The organism is Streptomyces niveiscabiei (assembly GCF_033794345.1).
Lineage (GTDB): Bacteria > Actinomycetota > Actinomycetes > Streptomycetales > Streptomycetaceae > Streptomyces > Streptomyces niveiscabiei.
The window spans coordinates 312,467-335,544 of sequence record NZ_JARAYJ010000004.1; the positions used below are offsets into that span (position 1 = coordinate 312,467).

At 71.5% G+C, this 23,078-nt stretch carries 15 protein-coding genes; 7 read left to right on the top strand and 8 right to left on the bottom strand.

Going from position 1 to position 23,078, the window contains the following annotated elements; genetic code table 11:
* Positions 1 to 5: 5 nt before the first annotated feature.
* The 5 genes from PV682_RS07720 to PV682_RS07740 all read right to left on the bottom strand — a co-directional run bounded on the left by PV682_RS07720 (position 6) and on the right by PV682_RS07740 (position 7,417).
* The gene (locus PV682_RS07720; protein WP_319725408.1) at positions 6 to 1,826 is read right to left on the bottom strand and encodes a branched-chain amino acid ABC transporter permease; all 1,821 of its coding nucleotides are present in this window, start codon (positions 1,824 to 1,826) and stop codon (positions 6 to 8) included.
* Between the two features lie 5 nt (positions 1,827 to 1,831).
* Positions 1,832 to 2,761 carry a branched-chain amino acid ABC transporter permease gene (locus PV682_RS07725; RefSeq protein WP_055719615.1) on the bottom strand — a complete coding sequence of 310 codons (930 nt, stop codon included), beginning with the start codon at positions 2,759 to 2,761 and terminating at the stop codon, positions 1,832 to 1,834.
* 112 nt (positions 2,762 to 2,873) lie between these two features.
* On the bottom strand, positions 2,874 to 4,106 hold the full coding sequence (locus tag PV682_RS07730) for a branched-chain amino acid ABC transporter substrate-binding protein (protein ID WP_319725409.1): 1,233 nt from the start codon (positions 4,104 to 4,106) through the stop codon (positions 2,874 to 2,876).
* Between the two features lie 495 nt (positions 4,107 to 4,601).
* On the bottom strand, positions 4,602 to 5,075 hold the full coding sequence (locus PV682_RS07735) for a hotdog fold thioesterase (protein WP_319725411.1): 474 nt from the start codon (positions 5,073 to 5,075) through the stop codon (positions 4,602 to 4,604).
* 62 nt (positions 5,076 to 5,137) lie between these two features.
* Positions 5,138 to 7,417, bottom strand: a complete 2,280-nt coding sequence (locus tag PV682_RS07740; protein ID WP_319725413.1) for an FdhF/YdeP family oxidoreductase — start codon at positions 7,415 to 7,417, stop codon at positions 5,138 to 5,140.
* 345 nt (positions 7,418 to 7,762) lie between these two features.
* On the opposite strand from PV682_RS07740, the gene polA reads away from it, so the two are divergent.
* Positions 7,763 to 10,489 (top strand): DNA polymerase I, encoded by a 2,727-nt coding sequence (gene polA / locus PV682_RS07745; RefSeq protein WP_319725414.1) that lies wholly within the window; start codon positions 7,763 to 7,765, stop codon positions 10,487 to 10,489.
* Between the two features lie 40 nt (positions 10,490 to 10,529).
* On the opposite strand, the gene PV682_RS07750 is transcribed toward polA, so the two are convergent.
* The gene (locus PV682_RS07750; RefSeq protein WP_319725415.1) at positions 10,530 to 11,360 is read right to left on the bottom strand and encodes a DUF4184 family protein; all 831 of its coding nucleotides are present in this window, start codon (positions 11,358 to 11,360) and stop codon (positions 10,530 to 10,532) included.
* A gap of 313 nt (positions 11,361 to 11,673) precedes the next feature.
* Here PV682_RS07750 and PV682_RS07755 point away from each other — a divergent pair, with 313 nt between their 5' ends.
* From PV682_RS07755 to PV682_RS07765, 3 genes are all read left to right on the top strand, one after another.
* A complete protein-coding gene (locus tag PV682_RS07755; RefSeq protein ID WP_319725416.1) occupies positions 11,674 to 13,452 on the top strand; it encodes a lytic transglycosylase domain-containing protein in 1,779 nt (592 codons plus the stop codon).
* A gap of 145 nt (positions 13,453 to 13,597) precedes the next feature.
* Positions 13,598 to 13,732 (top strand): SPW_0924 family protein, encoded by a 135-nt coding sequence (locus PV682_RS07760; protein WP_107103858.1) that lies wholly within the window; start codon positions 13,598 to 13,600, stop codon positions 13,730 to 13,732.
* 10 nt (positions 13,733 to 13,742) lie between these two features.
* Positions 13,743 to 14,729, top strand: a complete 987-nt coding sequence (locus tag PV682_RS07765) for a DUF3068 domain-containing protein (protein WP_319725419.1) — start codon at positions 13,743 to 13,745, stop codon at positions 14,727 to 14,729.
* A gap of 5 nt (positions 14,730 to 14,734) precedes the next feature.
* On the opposite strand, the gene PV682_RS07770 is transcribed toward PV682_RS07765, so the two are convergent.
* Positions 14,735 to 17,533 (bottom strand): ATP-dependent RNA helicase, encoded by a 2,799-nt coding sequence (locus PV682_RS07770; protein ID WP_319725420.1) that lies wholly within the window; start codon positions 17,531 to 17,533, stop codon positions 14,735 to 14,737.
* Positions 17,534 to 17,579: 46 nt separating this feature from the next.
* Positions 17,580 to 18,398, bottom strand: coding sequence for a class I SAM-dependent methyltransferase (locus PV682_RS07775; protein ID WP_319725422.1), 819 nt, complete (start codon positions 18,396 to 18,398; stop codon positions 17,580 to 17,582).
* Positions 18,399 to 18,795: 397 nt separating this feature from the next.
* Here PV682_RS07775 and rpsA point away from each other — a divergent pair, with 397 nt between their 5' ends.
* The 3 genes from rpsA to PV682_RS07790 all read left to right on the top strand — a co-directional run bounded on the left by rpsA (position 18,796) and on the right by PV682_RS07790 (position 23,076).
* Entirely contained in the window at positions 18,796 to 20,292 is a 1,497-nt protein-coding gene (gene rpsA, locus PV682_RS07780; RefSeq protein ID WP_055718046.1) for a 30S ribosomal protein S1, read from the top strand.
* 174 nt (positions 20,293 to 20,466) lie between these two features.
* Complete coding sequence (locus tag PV682_RS07785; RefSeq protein ID WP_319725423.1) at positions 20,467 to 22,047, top strand: NAD(P)/FAD-dependent oxidoreductase; 1,581 nt, start codon at positions 20,467 to 20,469, stop codon at positions 22,045 to 22,047.
* Between the two features lie 90 nt (positions 22,048 to 22,137).
* Entirely contained in the window at positions 22,138 to 23,076 is a 939-nt protein-coding gene (locus tag PV682_RS07790) for a PAC2 family protein (protein WP_055718044.1), read from the top strand.
* The last annotated feature ends 2 nt before the right edge of the window (positions 23,077 to 23,078 follow it).

Consider the following 23,078-nt stretch of genomic DNA (forward strand, 5'->3'; position numbering starts at 1 on the left):
GGTCGTCAGGCCCCTGCCTTGCTGAGGACGGTGGGCGCTTCGGCCTCTTCGTGGAACTCCAGTTGGCGGCGGCGGTTGGGGATCAGGCCTTCGGGCCGGAAGCGCATGATGAGGATGAGGGCGACGCCGAAGCTGAAGAGCTGGAACTCCCCGAGGAACTGGAGCTTGTTGGGGATGAGGAAGAGGAGCGCGGCGCCGACGAGGGGCCCACTGATGGTGCCCATGCCGCCGAGGACGACGGCGGCGAGGAGGAACGCGGAGTTGGGCGGGGAGGAGCTGGCGAAGACGTACTGGTCCGGGGTGACGGCGTAGCTGACGTGGGCCTGTACGGTGCCGGCGAGCCCGGCCAGCGTCGCGCCGACGGCGAAGGCGATGAGCTTGACGCGGAAGCCGTTGATGCCCATGGCGAGCGCGGCGGTCTCGTCCTCGCGGATGGCGATCCAGGCGCGGCCGATGCGGGAGTCGCTGCTGCGCCGGAAGACGACGATGACGACGGCGGTGATGAGGAGCATCAGCAGGAAGTAGTTGGCGAACCGGCCGATGGTGAAGCCCGCGATGTCGTGCGGGGTGCCGAGGTCGAAGCCGAAGATCTTCAGGTCGGGGATGGAGACGACGCCGTTGGAACCGTTGGTGACCTTGGGACCCGAGGTGCCGTCGAGGTTGTTGACGGTGATGCGGAAGATCTCACCGAAGCCGAGGGTGACGATGGCGAGGTAGTCGCCGCGCAGCCTGAGGGTCGGGGCGCCGATGAGGACGCCGAAGACGAGGGAGGTGGCGGCGCCGACCAGGACGGCGGCCCAGAACGGGAAGTGGACGTCGATCGGCGAGGTGGTGCTGCCGGAGACGAGGGCGGCGGCGTAGGCGCCGACGCCGAGGAAGGCGACGTAGCCGAGGTCGAGGAGTCCGGCGAGGCCGACGACGATGTTCAGGCCGAGGGCGACGGTGGCGAAGATGAGGATCTGGACGCCGAGGGTCGCGTACTGGTCGTCGGTCTGGGTGAAGGGGAAGAGGGCGGCGGTGATGAAGCCGCCGGTGATGGTGATGCTCTGGTGGCGTGCGGTGATCTGGGAGGCGTGGGCGACGAGGCCGGCCTTGTTGAGGGCGGCGAAGCCGAACCCCGCCGTGATCAGGAAGCCGATGAAGAGTTCGTCGTACTCGGTGCCGATGCCGTAGGTGAAGACGGTGAGGCCGAGGGCGAGGACGGCGATGACGATGAGGATCTCGGCGTACGAGGGGAGCGCGCGGACCGGCTTCGGGGCGTCGGCGGTGAAGGCGGCCTTGACGGTCGTCCACTGGTGGCGGGCGCGGTGCTTGGCCTGTTCCCAGCCGCTGTCGTCGGGGTCGGCCGGGTCGGGCGCGGGGTGCTCGAAGGGCAGGGCGAGGGCGCCGACCAGGGCGATCAGGGTGGCGGCGGCGACGAGGTAGCCGCCGGGTTCGAGGTTGACGACGCCGCCGAGGTCGACGCTGATCGCGAGGACCGTGTACCAGGCGGTGGCGAAGCCGGCGAGGGCGGCGAACTTGACGGCCGCGTCGCCGCCCGCCGGGGTGAGCCAGCCCAGGCCCTTCACCCCGTACGAGGAGAGGGTGAAGAGGGTGGCGAGGGCGGCGGCGACGAGGACGAGGACCTGGAGGCCGCCGGGGTAGCCGTAGACGGTGAGGTCGCCGGGGAAGTCGCCGGTCCAGGTCCAGGCGAGGAAGGTGGAGATGACGGCGAGCGCGCTGCCGCCGAGGGCGAGGGCGCGGCCGGTCTTCTCGGGGAGGCTGATCAGACCGGCGGGCGCGGGCGCGGTGTCCGGGGTCTTCGGTGCGGTGGTCTGTGTCGTCATGGAGGTCACGCCCTGTCCGCGACGCGCTCGCCGAGCAGGCCCTGGGGCCTGAACAGCAGTACGAGGATGAGGAGTACGAAGGCCCAGACGTCGGCCCAGGACTGGCTGCCGAACTTGTCCATGCCGGGGATGTCGGCGACGTAGGCGGTGGTGAGGGTCTCGGCGACGCCGAGGACGACGCCGCCGATCATGGCGCCGTAGATGTTGCCGATGCCGCCGAGGACGGCCGCGGTGAACGCCTTGAGGCCGAGGAGGAAGCCCATCTTGAAGTCGATCTGGCCGTACTTGAGGCCGTAGGCGACGGCCCCGACGGCGGCGAAGGCGGCGCCGAGGGCGAAGGCGAGGACGATGATGCGGTCGGTGTTGACGCCCATCAGCTTCGCGGTGTCGGGGTCCTGGGCGGTGGCCTGCATGCCGCGGCCGGTGCGGGTCTTCATCACGAAGTAGGCGAGGAAGGCCATCGAGAGGGGGGCGGCGCAGAGCAGGAAGATGTCACCGGTCTGGATGGTGACGTCGCCGAGTTCGAAGGGGCCGCCGGGGATCTCGGGGAAGGTGCGGGCCGACTTCGCGTCGGGGTACCAGGCCCAGACCGCCTGCTGGAGGGCGAGGGAGAGGCCGATCGCCGTGATGAGCGGGGCGAGGCGGGGGCCGCCGCGCAGGGGGCGGTAGGCGAAGCGTTCGGCTCCGACGGCGATGGTGACGGCGACGACGATCGCGCCGACGATCATCAGGGGCAGGGCGAGCCACATGGTCGTGCCGCTCGGGAGCCAGAGCCAGACCGTGAGCGCGCCGAAGCCGCCGGTCATGAAGATCTCGCCGTGGGCGAAGTTGATGAGCTGGACGATGCCGTACACCATCGTGTAGCCGATGGCGACGAGCCCGTACATGGCTCCTAGTAGCAAGCCGTTGACCAGCTGCTGCGGCAGTTCGTTCACCGCATGTCCTCCGAGACGGTCGTGTGTGACGGTGGCCGGATGCGAGTGCGCGCGGGGCGCTGTTGGAACAGCGCCCCGCGCGGCTCTCGTGAGGGGGGTGTGGCTGGGCGGGTCAGCCGCCGTTGTAGGTGCCGGAGGTGACGGTCTTCCAGGCGCCGGCCGTGACGGAGTAGACGGTGAGCTGCTTGTTGGTGGCGTCGCCGAACTCGTCGAAGGAGACCTTGCCGGTCACGCCGTCGAAGGAGACGTTCTGCATGGCGGCGAGGACCTTGGCGCGGGGGTTGTCGGGGAGCTTGCCGCCGTTGTCGTCGACGACCTTCTTGACGGCCTCGATGATCGCCCAGGCGCTGTCGTACGAGTAGCCGCCGTAGGCGGAGTAGCCGTCGGAGTAGCCGCCGGCCTTGTAGTCGTCGATGAACTTCTTCGCGGAGGGCAGCTCCTCGACGGGGGCGCCGACGGAGGTCGCGATGTCGCCGTTGCCGGTGGCGCCGGCGAGCGCGATGAACTTGTCGTCCTTGATGCCGTCGCCGCCGACCAGCGGGATGTTCGCGCCGGCCGCCTTGATCTGCTTGGAGAGCGGGCCGGCCTGCGGGTACTCGCCGCCGTAGTAGACGACGTCGGCGCCGGAGCTCTTGACCTTGGCGGCGACCGCGGAGAAGTCCTTGGCGTCGGGGTTGATGTGCTCGGTGCCGACGACCTGGCCGCCGAGCTTCTTGAACTCGGCGGTGAAGGTGCCCGCGAGGCCGGCGCCGTACGCCTTCTTGTCGTCGATGACGAAGACCTTGGTCTTCTTCGCCGTGTTGTGGACGTACTGCGCGGCGAACGGGCCCTGGATGGCGTCCGTGGTCGCGGTGCGGAAGAACGACTTGAACTGGCGGACCTTCTTGGTCGCCCAGTTCGGGCCCTGGGTCAGGATCGGGCCGGTGGTGGCCGGGGAGACCTGGACGAGGCTCGCGGCCTCGAAGATCTTCTGCATCGAGACGGCGACGCTGGTGTTCAGCGGGCCGACCACGCCGATGACGTTCTTGTCGGCGACGAACTTCGTGGCGTTCTGCTGGCCGGGGGCGGACTGGCCCTGGTCGTCGAGGGGCTCGATCTTGAAGTTGACGCCCTTGACGAACTCCTGCTTGTTCGCGATCTTCGTCGCGAGGTCGGCGGCGTTGCGCATACCGAGGCCCATGGCGGACAGGTCGCCGCTGATCGGGGCGTCCAGGCCGATGGTGACGGTGGTGGTGCCGCCCGCGTCGGACTTGTCACCGCTGTCGTCGCGCGAGCCACAGGCGGTCAGAGTGAGAGAGCCCGCCGCCAGTGCGGCGGTGATGGCGATGAACGAGCGTTGACGCACGATCCAGTCCTTTCCCTGGCACGGCCCTCCCCCCTGGAAGTGGCCGAGTCGGGCGTCTGACCGGAGGGGTATTCCGGCCGCGCCGTGACTGGCCGTGACTCTAAGCGGGTGTGGATAGCTGGAGGAGAGTCTGGCCAATGCTGTGACGCTCTTGTTATGACACGAGGTAATGCAGAGCGGTACTGGAAGGGCGGAACAGTGGAATTCGAGCCGATTCGTTCCGTCCGCATGGTGAGAACGCGCAGGACCGGGCGGGTGTGGTTCAGGAGTCTGGGGCGTTTTGCTGATGACGGAATTCGTTGCCGCAGGCTCTTGTCCGGCGGGCGCCGCTTTATTGCGTCCTCATTACGCAGGGTTACGTCCATGAAAGGGAATCGGACGTTCCTGATCGCTTTTCCGTATTCCGCCCCTCGTATCGGGCCGCGAAAAACACCGCAGGTCCGCACCCCGGGGCGGGGTGCGGACCTGCATCGATATGCGGCGGACGGTGACCGGCTACCGGACGGACGGCGCCTCGGCGCCCGCGCCGACGTCACGCAGCAGACACGTCAGCCGCGCCGTGCACACCCGCCGTCCCGCCTCGTCCGTGATGACGATCTCGTACGTCGCCGTCGAGCGCCCCCGGTGCACCGGCGTGGCCACACCGGTCACCGTGCCGGAGCGCACGCCCCGGTGGTGCGTGCAGTTCAGGTCGACGCCCACGGCCAGTTTCGTGCTCCCGCCGTGCAGCATCGCCCCGACCGAGCCGAGCGTTTCGGCCAGCACCGCCGAGGCGCCGCCGTGCAGCAGCCCGTACGGCTGGGTGTTGCCCTCCACCGGCATCGTGCCCACCACCTGGTCGGCGGACGCCTGGATGATCTCGACGCCCATCCGGGTGCCGAGATGGCCCGCGGAGAACAGGGACGGCAGGTCGACGCCGAGTGCGGCGTACTCGTCGACGACCTCTTGCGGGAACGTCTGCTCGGCCATGGGCCCGGCTCCGTTTCGTGGTGGCGTGTCTCGGCTCGGTGCGACTGGTGCTGAGCAAACGCTCAGTCGGCCGCCGATTGTTCCAGACGCACCACCACGGACTTGCTGGCCGGGGTGTTGCTGGTGTCCGCCGTCGCGTCCAGCGGGACCAGGACGTTCGTCTCCGGGTAGTACGCCGCCGCGCAGCCGCGCGCGGTCGGGTAGACGACGACCCGGAAACCCGGCGCGCGCCGCTCCACGCCGTCCTTCCACTCGCCCACGAGGTCGACGTACGCACCGTCCCTGAGCTTCAGCCGCTCGGCGTCCTCAGGGTTGACCAGGACCACCCGGCGGCCGTTCTTGATGCCCCGGTAGCGGTCGTCCAGGCCGTAGATCGTGGTGTTGTACTGGTCGTGGCTGCGCAGCGTCTGGAGCAGCAGGCGGCCCTCCGGCAGCTCGGGGAACTCCACCGGCGCGGACGTGAAGTTGGCCTTGCCGGTCGCCGTCGGGAAGCGGCGCTCGTCGCGCGGGGCGTGCGGGAGGGCGAAGCCGCCGGGGTGCGCCACCCGCGCGTTGAAGTCCTCGAAGCCGGGGATCACACGGGCGATGCGGTCGCGGATCGATGCGTAGTCCTTCTCGAACTCCTCCCAGGGGGTGGCGGTCCGGTCCTTCAGGACGCGGCGGGCCAGGCGGCACACGATCGCCGGTTCCGACAGGAGCTGCGCGCTCGCCGGCTTCAGACGGCCCCGGGAGGCGTGGACCATGCCCATCGAGTCCTCGACGGTCACGAACTGCTCGCCGGAGCCCTGGAGATCGCGCTCCGTGCGGCCCAGGGTGGGCAGGATCAGCGCCCGCGCGCCCGTGACCACGTGCGAGCGGTTCAGCTTCGTCGACACGTGCACCGTCAGGCGCGCCTTGCGCATCGCCGCCTCCGTCACCTCCGTGTCCGGGGACGCCGAGACGAAGTTGCCGCCCATCGCGAAGAACAGCTTGGCCTCGCCGTCGCGCAGGGCGCGGATCGCGCGGACGACGTCGTAGCCGTGCCCGCGCGGGGGCGCGAAGCCGAACTCCTTCTCCAGGGCGTCCAGGAACGCGGGCGCGGGGCGCTCGAAGATGCCCATCGTGCGGTCGCCCTGCACGTTCGAGTGGCCGCGGACCGGGCACACGCCCGCGCCGGGGCGGCCGATGTTGCCGCGCAGCAGGAGGAAGTTGACGACCTCGCGGATCGTCGGCACGGAGTGCTTGTGCTGGGTCAGGCCCATCGCCCAGCAGACGATCGTCCGCTCGGAGGCGAGGACCATGCGCAGGGCCTCCTCGATCTCCGCGCGCGTGAGACCCGTCGCCGTCAGGGTCTCGTCCCAGTCGGCCGCCCTGGCCGTCTCGGCGAACTCCTCGAAGCCGTGGGTGTGTTCGGCGATGAAGTCCTCGTCGACGGCGTTCTCCGTTTCGAGGATCAGCTTGTTCAGGAGGCGGAACAGGGCCTGGTCGCCGCCGAGGCGGATCTGGAGGAACAGGTCCGTCAGGGGAGCGCCGGTGGTCATGCCCTTGGCGGTCTGCGGGTTCTTGAACTTCTCCAGGCCCGCCTCGGGCAGCGGGTTGACGCTGATCACCTTCGCGCCGGACGCCTTCGCCTTCTCCAGCGCGGAGAGCATGCGCGGATGGTTCGTCCCCGGGTTCTGGCCCGCGACGATGATCAGGTCCGCCTGGTAGAGGTCCTCCAGCAGGACGCTGCCCTTGCCGATGCCGATCGTCTCCGACAGGGCCGAGCCGCTCGACTCGTGGCACATGTTCGAGCAGTCCGGGAGGTTGTTCGTGCCCAGCTCCCGCGCGAACAGCTGGTACAGGAACGCGGCCTCGTTGCTCGTGCGGCCCGAGGTGTAGAACACCGCCTCGTCCGGGGAGTCGAGGCGGTCGAACTCCTCGCCCATGATCTCGAACGCGCGCTCCCAGGAGACCGGTTCGTAGTGGTCGGCGCCCTCGGGGAGGTACATCGGGTGCGTCAGCCGGCCCTGCTGGCCCAGCCAGTACCCGCTGCGCGTCGCGAGGTCGTCGACACTGTGCCCGGCGAAGAACTCCGGGGTGACCCGGCGGAGCGTCGCCTCCTCGGCGACGGCCTTGGCGCCGTTCTCGCAGAACTCGGCGGCGTGCCGGTGATCAGGCTCGGGCCAGGCGCACCCGGGACAGTCGAACCCCTCCTTCTGATTGACCCGCAGCAGCGTCAGCGCGGTCCGCTTGACGCCCATCTGCTGCTGGGCCATCCGCAGCGAATGCCCCACGGCGGGCAGCCCCGCCGCCGCATGCTTCGGCCCACCGACCCGCGGCGCGTCCTGAACCGGATCACTCTTCGGCGCCTTCCCGGCCATCCCACACTCTCCTTCGCAACCGCAAGCGGAGTCCTTGTTCGATCCTCCCACGGGGGAGTGACAGTTGGGATGGGGCGGGGGATCGGGAGAGGCGGGCGGGGCTGAGGGGGCGAGGGGGGAGGAGCGAGGGGGAGGGTGGCTGGGGTGCGGGTGCGGGTGCGGGTGCGTTGCGGCTGGTCGTTCGGCTGCGGGTGCGTTGTGGCTGTTCGCGCAGTTCCCCGCGCCCCTGAGGCCGGCATGCTCGCCCGGGTCGCCAGGGCGCCGGAGCGCTGAGCACCCTCGGCACAGCTCGTGGCAGCGGTCCGTGGCGGGGCGTTGTCAGTGGCGCGTGGCAGGATCGGGGGCGTGGCAGAGACAGCATCGAAGACGAACGAGACGGCAACCGGCGAGGGCAGGCCGCGGCTGATGCTCATGGACGGGCATTCGCTGGCGTACCGCGCGTTCTTCGCGCTGCCGGTGGAGAACTTCACGACGGCGGTGGGGCAGCCGACGAACGCGATCTACGGGTTCGCGTCGATGCTGGCCAACACGCTGCGTGACGAGGCGCCCACGCACTTCGCGGTGGCGTTCGACGTGTCCCGCAAGACCTGGCGCTCCGAGGAGTTCACCGAGTACAAGGCGAACCGCTCGAAGACGCCGGACGAGTTCAAGGGCCAGGTCGAGCTGATCGGCGAACTGCTGGACGCGATGCACGTGTCCCGGTTCGCGGTGGACGGCTTCGAGGCGGACGACATCATCGCGACGCTGGCGACCCAGGCGGAGGCCGCCGGGTACGACGTCCTGATCGTGACCGGCGACCGGGACTCGTTCCAGCTGGTCACGGACCACACGACGGTCCTGTACCCCACCAAGGGCGTCTCGGAGCTGACCCGGTTCACCCCGGAGAAGGTTTTCGAGAAGTACGGATTGACGCCCGCCCAGTACCCGGACTTCGCGGCCCTGCGCGGCGACCCGTCGGACAACCTCCCGGGCATCCCGGGCGTCGGCGAGAAGACCGCCGCGAAGTGGATCAACCAGTTCGGCTCGTTCGCGGAACTCGTCGACCGCGTCGAGGAGGTCAAGGGCAAGGCGGGCCAGAACCTCCGCGACCACCTGGACGCCGTGAAGCTGAACCGCCGCCTCACCGAGATGGTGCGGACGGTCGAGCTGGACAAGACGGTCCCCGACCTGGAGCGCGCCCCGTACGACCGCTCGGCCGTCGCCCTCGTCCTGGACACCCTGGAGATCCGCAACCCGTCCCTGCGCGAGCGCCTGCTGGCGGTCGACCCGGGCGGCGTGGAGACCGACGCGCCCCCGGCCGCCGCGGCGGGCGTGGCCGTGGACGGCACGCTGCTGGGCACGGGCGAACTGGCCCCCTGGCTCGCGCAGCACGAGACCGGCACGCTGGGCGTGGCGACCGTCGACACCTGGACCCTGGGCGTCGGCTCGGTCGCCGAGGTCGCCCTGGCCACCGCCGACGGCCCGGCCGCCTGGTTCGACCCGGCGCAGCTCGACGAGACCGACGAGCGCGCGTGGGCGGCCTGGCTCGCGGACCCCGCCCGCGCCAAGGTCTTCCACAACGCCAAGGGCGCCATGCGGGTCTTCGCCGAGCACGGCTGGACCATCGAGGGCGTCACGATGGACACCGCGCTCGCCGCCTACCTCGTCAAGCCGGGCCGCCGCTCCTTCGACCTGGACGCGCTCTCGCTGGAGTACCTGGGCCGCGAACTCCAGCCCGCCGCCGCGGCCGACGGCCAGCTCGCGTTCGGCGCGGACGACGGCGCGGAGAGCGAGGCCCTGATGATCCAGGCCCGCGCGATCCTCGACCTCGGCGAGGCGTTCCGCGAGCGCCTGGAGGAGGTCGGCGCCACCGACCTGCTGCGGGACATGGAGCTGCCGACGTCCGCGATCCTGGCCCGCATGGAGCGCCACGGCATCGCGGCCGACCGCGCGCACCTGGAGGCCATGGAGCAGATGTTCGCCGGAGCCGTCCAGCAGGCGGTGAAGGAGGCGCACGCGGCGGCGGGCCACGAGTTCAACCTCGGCTCCCCGAAGCAGCTCCAGGAGGTCCTCTTCGGCGAACTGGGCCTGCCGAAGACCAAGAAGACGAAGACGGGCTACACCACCGACGCCGACGCGCTGGCGTGGCTCGCCACCCAGACGGACAACGAACTGCCGGTCGTCATGCTCCGCCACCGCGAGCAGGCCAAGCTGCGCGTCACCGTCGAGGGCCTGATCAAGACGGTCGCGGCGGACGGCCGTATCCACACGACGTTCAACCAGACCGTCGCCGCGACCGGCCGCCTCTCCTCCGTCGACCCCAACCTCCAGAACATCCCGGTGCGCACCGAGGAAGGGCGCGCGATCCGGCGCGGGTTCGTCGTCGGCGAGGGCTTCGAGTCCCTGATGACCGCCGACTACAGCCAGATCGAGCTGCGCGTCATGGCCCACCTCTCCGAGGACCAGGGCCTGATCGACGCGTTCACCTCCGGCGAGGACCTGCACAACACGGTCGCCGCGCAGGTCTTCGCCGTCGACAAGGACGCCGTCGACGCGGAGATGCGCCGCAAGATCAAGGCCATGTCGTACGGCCTGGCGTACGGGCTGTCCGCGTTCGGCCTCTCCCAGCAGCTGAACATCGACGCGGGCGAGGCGCGCGCGCTGATGGACACGTACTTCGAGCGGTTCGGCGGCGTGCGGGACTACCTGCACCGCGTGGTCGACGAGGCGCGCGCGACGGGCTACACCGAGACCCTCTTCGGGCGCCGCCGGTACCTCCCCGACCTCAACAGCGACAACCGCCAGCGCCGCGAGACGGCGGAACGCATGGCGCTCAACGCCCCCATCCAGGGGACGGCGGCGGACATCGTCAAGATCGCGATGCTGAAGGTGGCCGTGGCGATGGAGGAGGCGAAGCTGACGTCCCGTCTGCTGCTCCAGGTCCACGACGAAATCGTCCTGGAGATCGCGCCCGGCGAGGCGGCGAGGGTCGAGGAACTGGTCCGCCGGGAGATGGCGGACGCGGTGCACCTGCGGGCCCCGCTGGACGTGTCGGTCGGTTCCGGCCAGAACTGGGAGGCGGCGGCTCACTAGACGCCACGGGGAGGCGAGCGCGCTCACTTCACGAGCGCGCTCACTGAACGAGGGCGCTCGCCTCTTCCCGTACGTACGGCCGCGACAGCCGTACGACGACCGCGTACACCACGACCCCCACGACCAGCCCCGCGCCCGCCCCGAAGCACAGTGTCGGGACGATCTCCCAGGGCTTGGCGCCGCGCTCTCCCCAGTACGCCCACCAGCGGGCCACCCGCGCCCCCGCCCCCACCACCGCGCACCCGCCCAGCAGCGCCCCCGCGAGCCACCGGTCCCGCGCCGACAGCACCGGCAGCCCGCTCACCGCCCCGGCGGGCGCCCGGCGCAGCGCGTACGCCAGGAACACCGCGATGACGACGGCGGCGATCAGCGACCCCCCGTACTGGAGGTACCAGTACAGCGGCGACCCGGCGATCTCCTCCCCGAGGACCGGGAACAGCCGCATCCCCCACCGGTCGAGATGGGTGAACGCGTCCCAGACGACATGCGTGAGGGCCCCGGCGACGGCGGAGACGTACCACCGCGCCACCAGCCCGCCGCTCACGCGCGCGCGGGGGACACCGCAGCGCGTGAGCGCGGCGACCCGGCCCCGCCCGGCGGCGGGCAGCAGCGCGGCCAGCGGCTCGCGGACGACGAGCCACAGCCCGACCAGCGCCCACGTGAGCAGCACGTCGACCGTGAACACCCCGGCGAAGGAGTGCGTGACGTCGCCGAACCGCATCGCGTCGGGGGCGGCGCTCGCCGCGTAGTACGTGAGGTCCGGCGCGAAGGACCCGGCCACGAGAACGGCGGGAATCAGCCGACCCCGGCCGCTCCCGTCGCCCCGCACCGCCGGCAGTACGGCGGCGGCGTGGCTCAGGGTGAACGGCACAACTGCTCCTCAGGCGGGAACCGGACGGGAAGACGATCACGGCGACACGGTGAGGACGCCTCCGGCGCGGGGCGCGGTTCCCGGCCGCCCCTAGATGAGGGGCGGATGAAAACAGCCCCCGACGGGTGCCGGTGTCAAGGGAGTTGACGTAGGGTCGCCGTACCCGCCGGTACGCCCGGTGTACGCGGGGCGAGCGGTGACAGCGGGACGGGAATCGGCTGGAGGGGCAACCTCCCGGGCCGTCCGTTCGTCACACAGGTGAGCACGGCAGACAGAGACGGGCGCTCGGGCGTCCACGGGAGGGGTTCACTTCATGTCGGCGCATTTCGGCAGGAGGCTGCGCAAGAGCGCGGTCAACACCACCGTGGCCGCCGTCGCGGTCGCCGCCCTGGCCGCGTCCCAGGCACCGGAGGTCGTCGCGGGCACCACCCAGGACAGACCCGCCGACACACCCGCGGCGGCGGGTGACCCGGGACCGACGGCCGGCGGCGCCACCGGCAACTCGCCGTACTACACGGACCTGCCGCCCCTCAACAGCCCGAGCCCGGTGCCGGTTCCGGGCACCACCCCGATACCCGGGACACCCGGCACCGGCGCGACCGGCACCGTCTCGGAGTCGGGCATCCCCGCGACCGTCCTGGACGCCTACAAGAGGGCCGCGACGGCCCTCGCGGCCGACAAGCCCGGCTGCAACCTCCCCTGGGAGCTCCTCGCCGCGATCGGCAAGGTCGAGTCGAGCCACGCGAGCGGCGGGAACGTCGGTGCGGACGGCACGACGGTCACCCCGATCCTCGGCCCGCCCCTCAACGGCGTCGGCTTCGCCCACATCAGCGACACGGACGGCGGCGCCTACGACGGCGACAGTCTGTACGACCGCGCCGTGGGCCCCATGCAGTTCATCCCCTCGACCTGGGCGTGGGCCGGCCGCGACGGCAACGGCGACGGCCGCAAGGACCCCAACAACGTCTACGACGCCGCCCTCGCCGCAGCGCACTACCTGTGCCGCAACAACTGGGACATGAACACGGCGTCGGGCCTGCGCAGGGCGATCCTCAGCTACAACAACTCGACGGTGTACTACAACACCGTCACCTCGTGGCTGGAGTACTACCGCAAGGGCACGCACGAGATCCCCGACGGCACGGGCGCCCTGCCGGGCAACCGCAGCGACAACCCGGCGACCGGTCCGGGCACCGGCGGTACGAAGCCGACTCCGCCGAGGACGAACACCCCGCCGAAGACCCCGGCGCCCCCGAAGCCCACCCCGCCGAAGACCCCGCCCACCACGCCGCCGCCCGCCCAGACGCCCACGGACACGGTCCGCCGCCTGGAGGACGCCGGCACGGGCAAGCTGACCGCGACCGCGGGGAGCGCCTTCGCGCAGCGGATCGGCACACGCGCGGAGACCGCCGACGGCAAGGCCGTCGCCAAGGTCCGCGTCCGCTTCCTGATCATCGGCGACACGGACACCACGTTCACCGGCGGCGAGAAGCTCGCGACGGTCACGACCGACGCGAAGGGCGTCGCCACGGCGCCCGCGCTCCAGGCGGGCGAGAAGACCGGTTCGTTCATCGTCCGCGCGCTGGTCATCGGCCGTACGGTCGACCCGGTCGACTACACGGCGAGCGTCGAGGCCCGCTCCGCCGACCTGATCTCGAACCTCCTGAACGGCCTGCTGACCACCGTCGCGGGCGGCGAGTTCACCGACCAGGTCCAGGTCAAGGCCACGCGGAAGGGGGCCGCCGCCGGGAAGGTCGCCGCGACCGCCACCCTGGTCGCCGCAGCCGGCGACACCGCCGCCAACGACAAGGGCCCGTACTTCAAGGGCGCCGACGGCAAGCCCGTGCGCACGCTGACCGGCCTGACGACGGACGCGCTCGGCGTCCTGAAGCTGCCCAAGCTGTACGCGGACGACAACGCCGGGACGTTCCTGCTGAAGATCACGACGACCGGGGGCGCGAGCCTCACCGTCGAGCTGACGGTCACGGCGGTGCCGACGGCCACCCCGGACCCGGAGCCCGAACCGAGCGGTTCGCCTTCTGCGAGCCCCTCGCCGAGCGGATCGACCGAAGCCTCACCCTCGGCCTCCTAGGCCCGCACAGGCCCGTACAGCAGCCTCGGCGCCCCCCTCCCGGTCTTCGGGACGGAGGCGCCGGGGCTGTTCTCATCTCGGCCACCCGTTGCTACGGTGCCGACACCTGACAGGCCGTCAGGTCCGTCAGGTCCGGGAGGTCCGTATGCGCGCCCTGATCGCCGCCGCGGCCGGTCTGGCCGTCGCCCTCGCCCTCGTCCTGACGATCAGCGCCGTCGGCGCGCCCACCGGCAGGACGTCGCCGAAACCGCTGCTGACGACCGTGCCCGCGCACCCGTGAGGAGGGCGCGATGCGCCGCAGAGCCGCCCTGATCCTGCTCGCCCTCGCCGTCTTCTTCGCGTCCCTCGCGCCCCTGCTGCGCTGGTACGCCTTCCCCCGGCTCGCCAAGATCCCCGCGAACACCTACCAGGCGACCGTCCTGGAGGCCCGGAACGCGACCCTCCTCGACTACGGCACCCTGCGCGCGCGTACGGTCCCGAAAGTCACCATCGTCCAGACCCTCAAGGGCAACGTCGAGGAGTCCGAGCGCGTCGAGAAGACCGCGGGCAAGGACGTCGTCGTCTGGGACGGCCTCTCCTACGTCGTCGGCCCCGACGGCAAGATGGTCTCCAAGGTCCCCGAGCGGTACATCTTCGACGCGCACACGCAGGCGCCCGTCCACGCCGACGGCGAGATGGTCGACGGCGACCCCGTCACCCGCCGGGGCATCGAGTTCAAGTGGCCCTTCCTCGTGGAGAAACGGGACTACGAGTACTTCGACGCGCAGACCCGTACGTCGGCCCCGATCCACTACAAGGGCACCCGCACGTTCCGCGGCCTGACGGTCTACTACTTCGAGCAGACCGTCCCCTGGACGCAGGTCCCCATGCCGAAGACGATGCCGGTCGCCGGGATCACCCCCGAGACCATCGCCTCCACCGGCACGACCCGCTGGTACACCACCGTCCGCAAGTTCTGGGTCGAACCGCTCACCGGGGCACCGGTCAACGGCGAGGAGGTCCACAAGGAGGAGCTGCGCGGAGGGACGCTCCTGGGCGGGCGCGAGAAGGTCACCGCGTTCGCCGGAGAGGTGAAGATGCGGGAGGACTACATCGAGCACGCGGTCGACCTGGTCAAGAGCAACCGCACGCTCGTGCTGCTGATGACGTCCTACCTGCCCTGGGGGTTCGCCGCACTGGGGCTGTCGCTGCTGGCCCTCGCGCTGCTCCTGGAGGCCAGGGGGAGACGCCCGTTCACCCCGCGCGCGGAGCCGTCGCCCGAGCCGGTCGGCGTCTGAGGCGTTCAGCGTCTGAGGCGGGCGTTCGTGTGGCGGGTCGGTTCGGCCGTCGCCGGGTCCTCGGGCCACGGGTGCTTGGGGTACCGGCCGCGCAGCTCCGCGCGTACGCCCCGGTAGCCGTCCCGCCAGAACGACGCGAGATCCGCCGTGACGGCGACCGGCCGCCCCGCCGGGGACAGCAGATGGACCACCACCGGCACACCGGCCACCCGGGGCGACTCCTGGAGCCCGAACATCTCCTGCAACTTCACGGCCAGCACGGGCCGTTCGGGATCCCCGTAGTCGACGCGGACGCTCGACCCGCTGGGTACGACGATCCGCTCCGGCGCCAGCGCGTCCAGCTTCCCGGCCTCCCCGGACGCCCACGGCAGCAGCCGCCCCAGCGCGTTCCCGGCATCGATCCGCGCGAGGTCCTTGCGCTGCCGGGCCCTCCCCAGCTCCGGCTCCAGCCACTCGTCCACGCGCGCGTGCAGTGCCTCGTCGGAGACGTCCGGCCAGGGCTCCCCGACCCGCGCGCGCAGAAACGCGAGCCGCTGCCGCAGGCCCGCCCCCGCGTCGGACCACCGCAACACGCCGAACCCTTCCTGCCGCAGGCCCTCCAGGAGGGCGGCGCGTACGAGCCCGGCGTCGGCGTTCCTGAGAGGCCGCACCGCCAACTCGACGGCCCCCAGCCGCTCCACCCACCGCGCGACGACGTCCCCGCCGGCCCACCGGACCTCCTCCCGCTCGTCGAGCAGCGCGCCCGCCGCCCACCGCGCGGTGTCCTCGTCGACGACCGCCGCGAGCTGTACGCGCGCGTGGCCCTTTCCGACGGGGCGGTCGGCCACGGCGATCGCCAGCCAGGGGGACGGACGGAGGGGAGAGCCCTCGCGGAGTTCCGCGCGGGTGCCGGAGAGCATGAGGTAGGTGCCGCCGTCGAGTCTGGCGAGACGTTCGGGGAAGGCGAGGGCGGCGATCAGGGCCGGGGCGCGGGTGTCGTCGGCGGAGGCCGAGGGGGCGGGCGAAGCGGGGCTTGCGGTGGACGGGTTCGGGTTGGCCTCGGTGGTGATGGCCGTGGGCGTTCCGGCTGCCGCCCGCGAGCCCCGCGGGCCGGGGGCGGGCGAAGCCGGGCCGGTGGCGGCCGGGTTCGGGGCGGTCGTGGGCGTCGCGCGGGCCGGTGACGGCCCCTGCGTGCCGGCGGCGGGTGAAGTGCCGCTCGTGGCAGTCGAGTTCGCGTGCGGCCCGGCGTCCGCGGGCGCTTCGGACGCCGGGGACGAGCCCCGCACGTCGGGGGCGCCGCCGGGCGCCGCCCCCGTGCCTCCGGACGCGACCCCCCGCAGCCGCCGTACCTCCGTCCGCCAGCGTGAGCTGTACGCGTCGCCCCCGCGCCGGGCGGCCCGCAGCGCGGCGGCGAGGTCGTCGCCGTACTCCCGGGGGGCCTCCTCGCTCAGCAGGGCCACCACCTCGGCCGCCGGGTGCGTGCCCAGGGCCGTGGTGCCGTCCAGGAGGGCCCGGCCCAGGCGGGGGTGCAGGCCCAGGCGGGACAGCCGGACGCCGCGTTCGGTGGCCCGGCCCGTGGGGTCGACCGCGCCGATCGCCGTGAGGAGGTCGCGGGCCGCCGCCATCGCGCCCGGCGGTGGCGGGTCGAGGAGTGCCAGCGAAGTGGCCCCAGGATCGCCCCAGCAGGCCGTCTGGAGGGCGAACGCGGCGAGGTCGGCCACTTTGATCTCGGGCGCGGGAAAACGCGGGAGGCGGGCGTTCTCGGCCTCCGGCCAGCAGCGGTAGACGGTGCCGGGCGCCTCACGGCCCGCCCGGCCGGCCCGCTGCCGTGCCGACGCCTGGGACGCCCGTACGGTCGCCAGCGCGCTCAGCCCGCGCGCGTGGTCGACCCGAGGCTCACGCGCCAGCCCGGAGTCCACGACCACGCGCACCCCAGGAACCGTGAGCGACGACTCCGCGACGGACGTCGCGAGGACGACCCTGCGCCGCGTACCGGGTGAGAGCACCGCGTCCTGCACGGCGGCCGGCGCGCGCCCGTGCACCTGGAGAACCTCGACATCCCCGCCGTCCCCGCCCAACTGCCCCGCCACCCGCGCGATCTCGCCCACGCCGGGCAGGAAGCACAGCACGTCCCCCGCCCGCTCGGCGAGCGCCCGCCGCACCACCGACGCGACGTGCGCGAGCAGCGCCGGATCGACCCACGTGCCGTGCGGCGGCCGTACCCCGCGCGCGGGCGGCGCCCACACGGTCTCGACCGGGTACGACACCCCCCGCGCCTCCACCACGGGGGCCCCGCCCAGCAACTGGGCCCACCCCTGCGCATCGGTCGTCGCGGACGCCGCCACGAGCCGCAACTCCGGCCGCAGCGCCTCCCGTACGTCCCACAGGAACGCGGCGGCGGTGTCCGCGTCCAGATGCCGCTCATGGCACTCGTCCAGCACGACGACGTCGACCCCGGCCAGCTCCTGGTCCCGCTGGAGCCGTTGCAGCAGCACCCCGGTCGTCACGACCTCGACCCGCGTACGCCGCCCGACGACCCGCTCCCCGCGCACGGTGTACCCGACGCGTTCCCCGGCCTCCTCCCCGAGCAGCCACGCCATCCGCCGGGCGGCGGCCCGCGCGGCGATCCGGCGGGGCTCGGCGACGACGACCGTGCGCGCGGGCCCCTCCCCGAGCAGCCCCGCCAGCGCCAACGGCACGAGCGTCGTCTTCCCCGTCCCCGGGGGCGCCACGAGAACGGCCGTCCCGTGCGCGTCCAGGGCGTCACCGAGCGCGGGCAGCACGCTGCGGACGGGGAGGGCGTCGAGGGCGTCGTAGCGGATCACGGGACCCAGTGTCGGCCACGCGCGCGGACGCCCCCGTCACGTCACCTCAGTCGCGCTCGCACGTGAAGATCGCCGTCCCCGGGATCAAGTTGCCCCGCAGCGGCGACCAGCCGCCCCACTCGGACGTGTTCCAGGCCGGCCACTCCGGCTCGGTGAGGTCGACGAGGCGGAAGCCGGACGTGACGATGTCGCGGACGCGGTCGCCCAGGGTGCGGTGGTGCTCGACGTAGACGGCGTTGCCCTCGGCGTCCTGCTCGACGTACGGGGTGCGGTCGAAGTAGGAGGCGGAGACCGTCAGGCCCTCGGGGCCGGGTTCGTCGGGGAAGGCCCAGCGGATCGGGTGGGTGACCGAGAAGACGAACCGGCCGCCCGGGCGCAGGACGCGGCGTACCTCGCGCAGAACCTGGGCGGGGTCGGCGACGAACGGCAGGGCGCCGTACGCGGAGCACGCGAGGTCGAAGGAGCCGTCCGCGAAGGGCAGGACGCCCGCGTCGGCGCAGACGAGGGGGACGGAGCCGCCGATGCGCAGGGAGTGCTGGAGCTGGCGGTGGGAGATGTCGAGGGCGACGGGCCGGGCGCCCTGCGCGGCGAGCCACCGCGAGCACTGGGCGGCGCCCGCGCCGATCTCCAGGACCGCGAGGCCCGCCAGCTTCTCGGCGGGGCCCAGGAGTTCGGCCTCCACCTCGTCGAGCCCCTCGGGGCCCCACACGAAGCGGTCGTCGCCGAGGAACGTGCCGTGCTCGACCTGGTACTCGTCCGCGTTGCGGTCCCACCAGCCCCGGTTCGCGCGGGCGCTCTCCGTGACGCCCGCGGCACGCCGGGTGGCCTCGGAGTCGGATTCGGGGTCGTGGTCCACGGCGGACATCGTTGGCTCTTGGATGATCGGCTCCCTCGTCGTACTCTTCCGTCACCCTTTTTCGGGGACAGGCGCCCGCGCGGATGTCACGGAAGGGGTCTCACGGGCCTGCGTTGGCCTCCAGAGACGCTTCTTGTGCCGGGTATGCGGCGATCCGCCCCGGGTGTGCGCCTTCGCGCATTGACCCCGTCCGGCTGCCCCCGTATGCTACAAGTTGCGCTGCGGGCCTGCGCTCCTCAGACGTAGCAGGCTGCGCTCGCATCTGTTGTAGTCCCCTCGGTTTTCGAGGCGTTGCCGGGTCTCCCGGTGTGCCGTCTCTTTGGCTGTCCGGCTTCTTCAGAGCGATACGGGCTCCCGGCGTAGCAGTACCTACGACTTTCTGTCCGTAACCGGAGCCCTTTCCCACATGACGAGCAGCACCGAGACCACCGCCACCACCCCGCAGGTTGCGGTCAACGACATCGGTAACGAGGAAGCCTTCCTCGCCGCGATCGACGAGACGATCAAGTACTTCAACGACGGCGACATCGTCGACGGCGTCATCGTGAAGGTCGACCGGGACGAGGTCCTGCTCGACATCGGTTACAAGACCGAAGGCGTCATCCCGAGCCGCGAACTCTCCATCAAGCACGACGTCGACCCGAACGAGGTCGTCGCCGTCGGTGACGAGATCGAGGCCCTGGTTCTCCAGAAGGAGGACAAGGAAGGCCGTCTGATCCTGTCCAAGAAGCGCGCGCAGTACGAGCGCGCCTGGGGCACGATCGAGAAGATCAAGGAAGAAGACGGCATCGTCACCGGTACCGTCATCGAGGTCGTCAAGGGTGGTCTCATCCTCGACATCGGCCTCCGTGGCTTCCTCCCGGCCTCCCTCGTCGAGATGCGTCGTGTCCGCGACCTCCAGCCGTACGTCGGCAAGGAGCTCGAGGCCAAGATCATCGAGCTGGACAAGAACCGCAACAACGTGGTCCTGTCCCGCCGCGCCTGGCTGGAGCAGACCCAGTCCGAGGTCCGCCAGACGTTCCTCACGACCCTCCAGAAGGGTCAGGTCCGCTCCGGCGTCGTCTCCTCGATCGTCAACTTCGGTGCCTTCGTGGACCTGGGCGGCGTCGACGGTCTCGTCCACGTCTCCGAGCTGTCCTGGAAGCACATCGACCACCCCTCCGAGGTCGTCGAGGTCGGCCAGGAGGTCACGGTCGAGGTCCTGGACGTCGACATGGACCGCGAGCGCGTCTCCCTGTCGCTGAAGGCGACCCAGGAAGACCCGTGGCAGCAGTTCGCGCGCACGCACCAGATCGGTCAGGTCGTGCCCGGCAAGGTCACGAAGCTCGTTCCGTTCGGTGCGTTCGTCCGCGTCGACGAGGGCATCGAGGGCCTGGTCCACATCTCCGAGCTGGCCGAGCGCCACGTGGAGATCCCGGAGCAGGTCGTCCAGGTCAACGACGAGATCTTCGTCAAGGTCATCGACATCGACCTGGAGCGTCGCCGGATCTCGCTGTCCCTCAAGCAGGCCAACGAGTCCTTCGGCGCCGACCCGGCCTCGGTCGAGTTCGACCCGACCCTGTACGGCATGGCCGCGTCCTACGACGACCAGGGCAACTACATCTACCCCGAGGGCTTCGACCCCGAGACCAACGACTGGCTCGAGGGCTTCGAGGCTCAGCGCGAGGTGTGGGAGAACCAGTACGCCGAGGCGCAGTCCCGCTTCGAGCAGCACCAGCAGCAGGTCATCAAGAGCCGCGAGGCCGACGCCGCTGCCGCTGCCGAGGGCGGCGACGCCGCGGGTGCGGCTCCGGCCGCGGGTGGTGGCTCGTACTCCTCCGAGGGCGCGGACACGTCCGGCGCGCTCGCCTCGGACGAGGCGCTCGCCGCCCTGCGCGAGAAGCTGGCCGGCGGCCAGAGCTGAACGCAGGCTCACTGAGCGGTAGTTGTTGACTGAGGGGCCGTACCTTTCGAGGTGCGGCCCTTCAGTCTTCCCCGGCCTCTGCGAAACCCACCGGACACAGCGGTAACCACCGTGCCGTAACTGGGAGTTGAGACGCTTCCCGACAGTTGTTCATGATCGGGAAGGGGCTCAGTCATGGCACGTGCACAGAACCGGCGGACGTTCCTGCGGGACGTGGGCATCACCGGCGGAGCGGGGGCGCTCTTCGCCACCATGGGCGCCCTCGGGCTCGCCCCCACCGCGCGCGCCGAGCCGTACCGGCCGCCCCGGAGCGGCGACCTGGGCGTCACCGGCCGCGGTGCGGCCAAGGTGGTGGTGATCGGCGGCGGGATCGCCGGACTGACCGTCGCCTACGAACTCGGCAAGGCCGGCTACGACTGCACGGTCCTGGAGGCGCGGGCACGGACGGGCGGCCGGAACTTCACCGTGCGCGGCGGGGACCGCACGACCGACCTGTACGGCCACACGCAGACCGCCCGCTTCACCGACGGGCAGTACCTGAACGCGGGCCCCGCGCGGATACCCCAGTGGATGGTCACCCTGGACTACTGCCGCGAACTCGGCGTCCCCGTCGAGGTGTTCACCAACGCCAACGCGGACGCCTACCTCTACAACGAGTCCGCCGGGATGACCGCGCCGGTCCGCTACCGCACCGCCAAGGCCGACGTGTACGGGTACGTCGCCGAACTGCTCGCCAAGGCCACCGACCAGGGAGCACTGGACGAGCGCCTCACCAGTGCCGACCGGGAACGGCTCACCGAGTTCCTCAAGGACTGGGGCGAACTCGGGGACCGGCTGACGTACGCGGGCGGGGAGCGACGCGGATACGCGACCGTACCGGCCGCCGCCGGGACACCCGGAGTGCCGTTGGGGAACGTGCCGAGCGCCTCGGAGGTGTTCGCGAGCGGTGTCGGCCGGTACTTCTCCTTCGAGTTCGGCTTCGACCAGGCGATGCTGATGTTCCAGCCGGTCGGCGGCATGGACCGGATACCGCTGGCGCTCACCCGCGCGGTGGGGGCCCATCGCGTGCGGACGGGAGCGGTCGTGTCGCGGATCACCGACACCGGCCGGGGCGTCACCGTCACCTACACCCAGGCGGGTCGCGCGAAGGCCGTCGACGCCGACTACGCCGTCGCCGCGCTCCCGCCCAACATCCTCGCCCGGGTGCCGCACAACCTCGGCCCGGCGGTGCAGTCCGCGCTGGAGGCGATCACCCCGTCGTCGGCCGGGAAGATCGGCCTGGAGTACCGGTCGCGGTGGTGGGAACGGGACCACCGGATCTACGGCGGGATCACCGAGACCGACCAGGACGTCGTGCACATCTGGCACCCGTCGTACGGGTTCGGCGGCGAGCGCGGCGTCCTGGTCGGCTACTACAACTACGGCGCGAACGCCGACGCGTACGCGCGCCTGCGGCCCGAGGAGCGCGAACGGCGCGCGGTGGCCGCGGGGGTGAAGATCTACGGCGAGAAGTACCGGAGCGAACTCGTCTCGTCGTTCTCGCACCACTGGCGTCAGACGCCCCATCTGGAGGCCGCCTGGCACTCCACCCCCGGGGGACCCGACGACGTCCGCTACAAGCCGCTGAACGAGCCCGCGGGCCGGGTCTGGTTCGCCGGCGACTGGCTCAGCCACACGGACGCCTGGCAGCACGGTGCGTTCACCTCCGCGCGCAGGGCGGTGACCTCGCTCCACGCGCGCGTGCTCGCGTCCTGAGGGGATTCACCCGACCGAGGGTGCGGGGACCGGGAATGTCCGGGCCCTCCTGGACGTTGTGCGATACGAACACGAGGAGGAGCGGTCCAAGTGCTTGATCCGCAGGGTTTGTACGCATGGGAGCCGAAGGGGCTGGCGGTCGTCGACATGGCGCTCGCCCAGGAGTCGGCCGGACTTGTCATGCTCTACCACTTCGACGGATACATCGACGCCGGCGACACCGGCGACCAGATCGTGGAGGGCCTCCTCGACGGGCTGCCCAACCAGGTGGTGGCCCGCTTCGACCACGACCGGCTCGTCGACTACCGGGCGCGGCGCCCGCTGCTCACGTTCAAGCGCGACCGCTGGCAGGACTACGAGGAGCCGTCGATCGACGTACGCCTCGTGCAGGACGCCACCGGCGCGCCCTTCCTCCTGCTGTCGGGGCCCGAGCCGGACGTCGAGTGGGAGCGGTTCGCCGCGGCCGTCAAGCAGATCGTGGAGCGGCTCGGCGTACGCCTGTCGGTGACGTTCCACGGCATCCCCATGGGCGTCCCGCACACCCGCCCCGTCGGCCTCACCCCGCACGGCAACCGTACGGACCTGGTCCCCGGCCACCGCAGCCCCTTCGACGAGGCGCAGGTGCCCGGCAGCGCCGAGGCGCTCGTCGAGTACCGCCTCATGGAGGCCGGCCACGACGTCCTCGGCGTCGCCGCGCACGTCCCGCACTACATCGCCCGCTCCGCCTACCCGGACGCCTCCCTCACCGTCCTGGAGGCCATCACCGCCGCCACCGGCCTCGTCCTGCCCGCCCTCGCGCACACCCTGCGCACGGAGGCCCACCGCACCCAGACCGAGATCGACCGCCAGATCCGCGAGGGCGACGAGGAACTCACGTCCCTCGTGGAGGGCCTTGAGCACCAGTACGACGCCGTCGCGGGCGCCGAGACCCGCGGCAACATGCTCGCGGAGCCCGTCGACATCCCCTCGGCGGACGAGATCGGCAGGGAGTTCGAGAAGTTCCTCGCGGAACGGGAGGGGGAGGGCTGAGA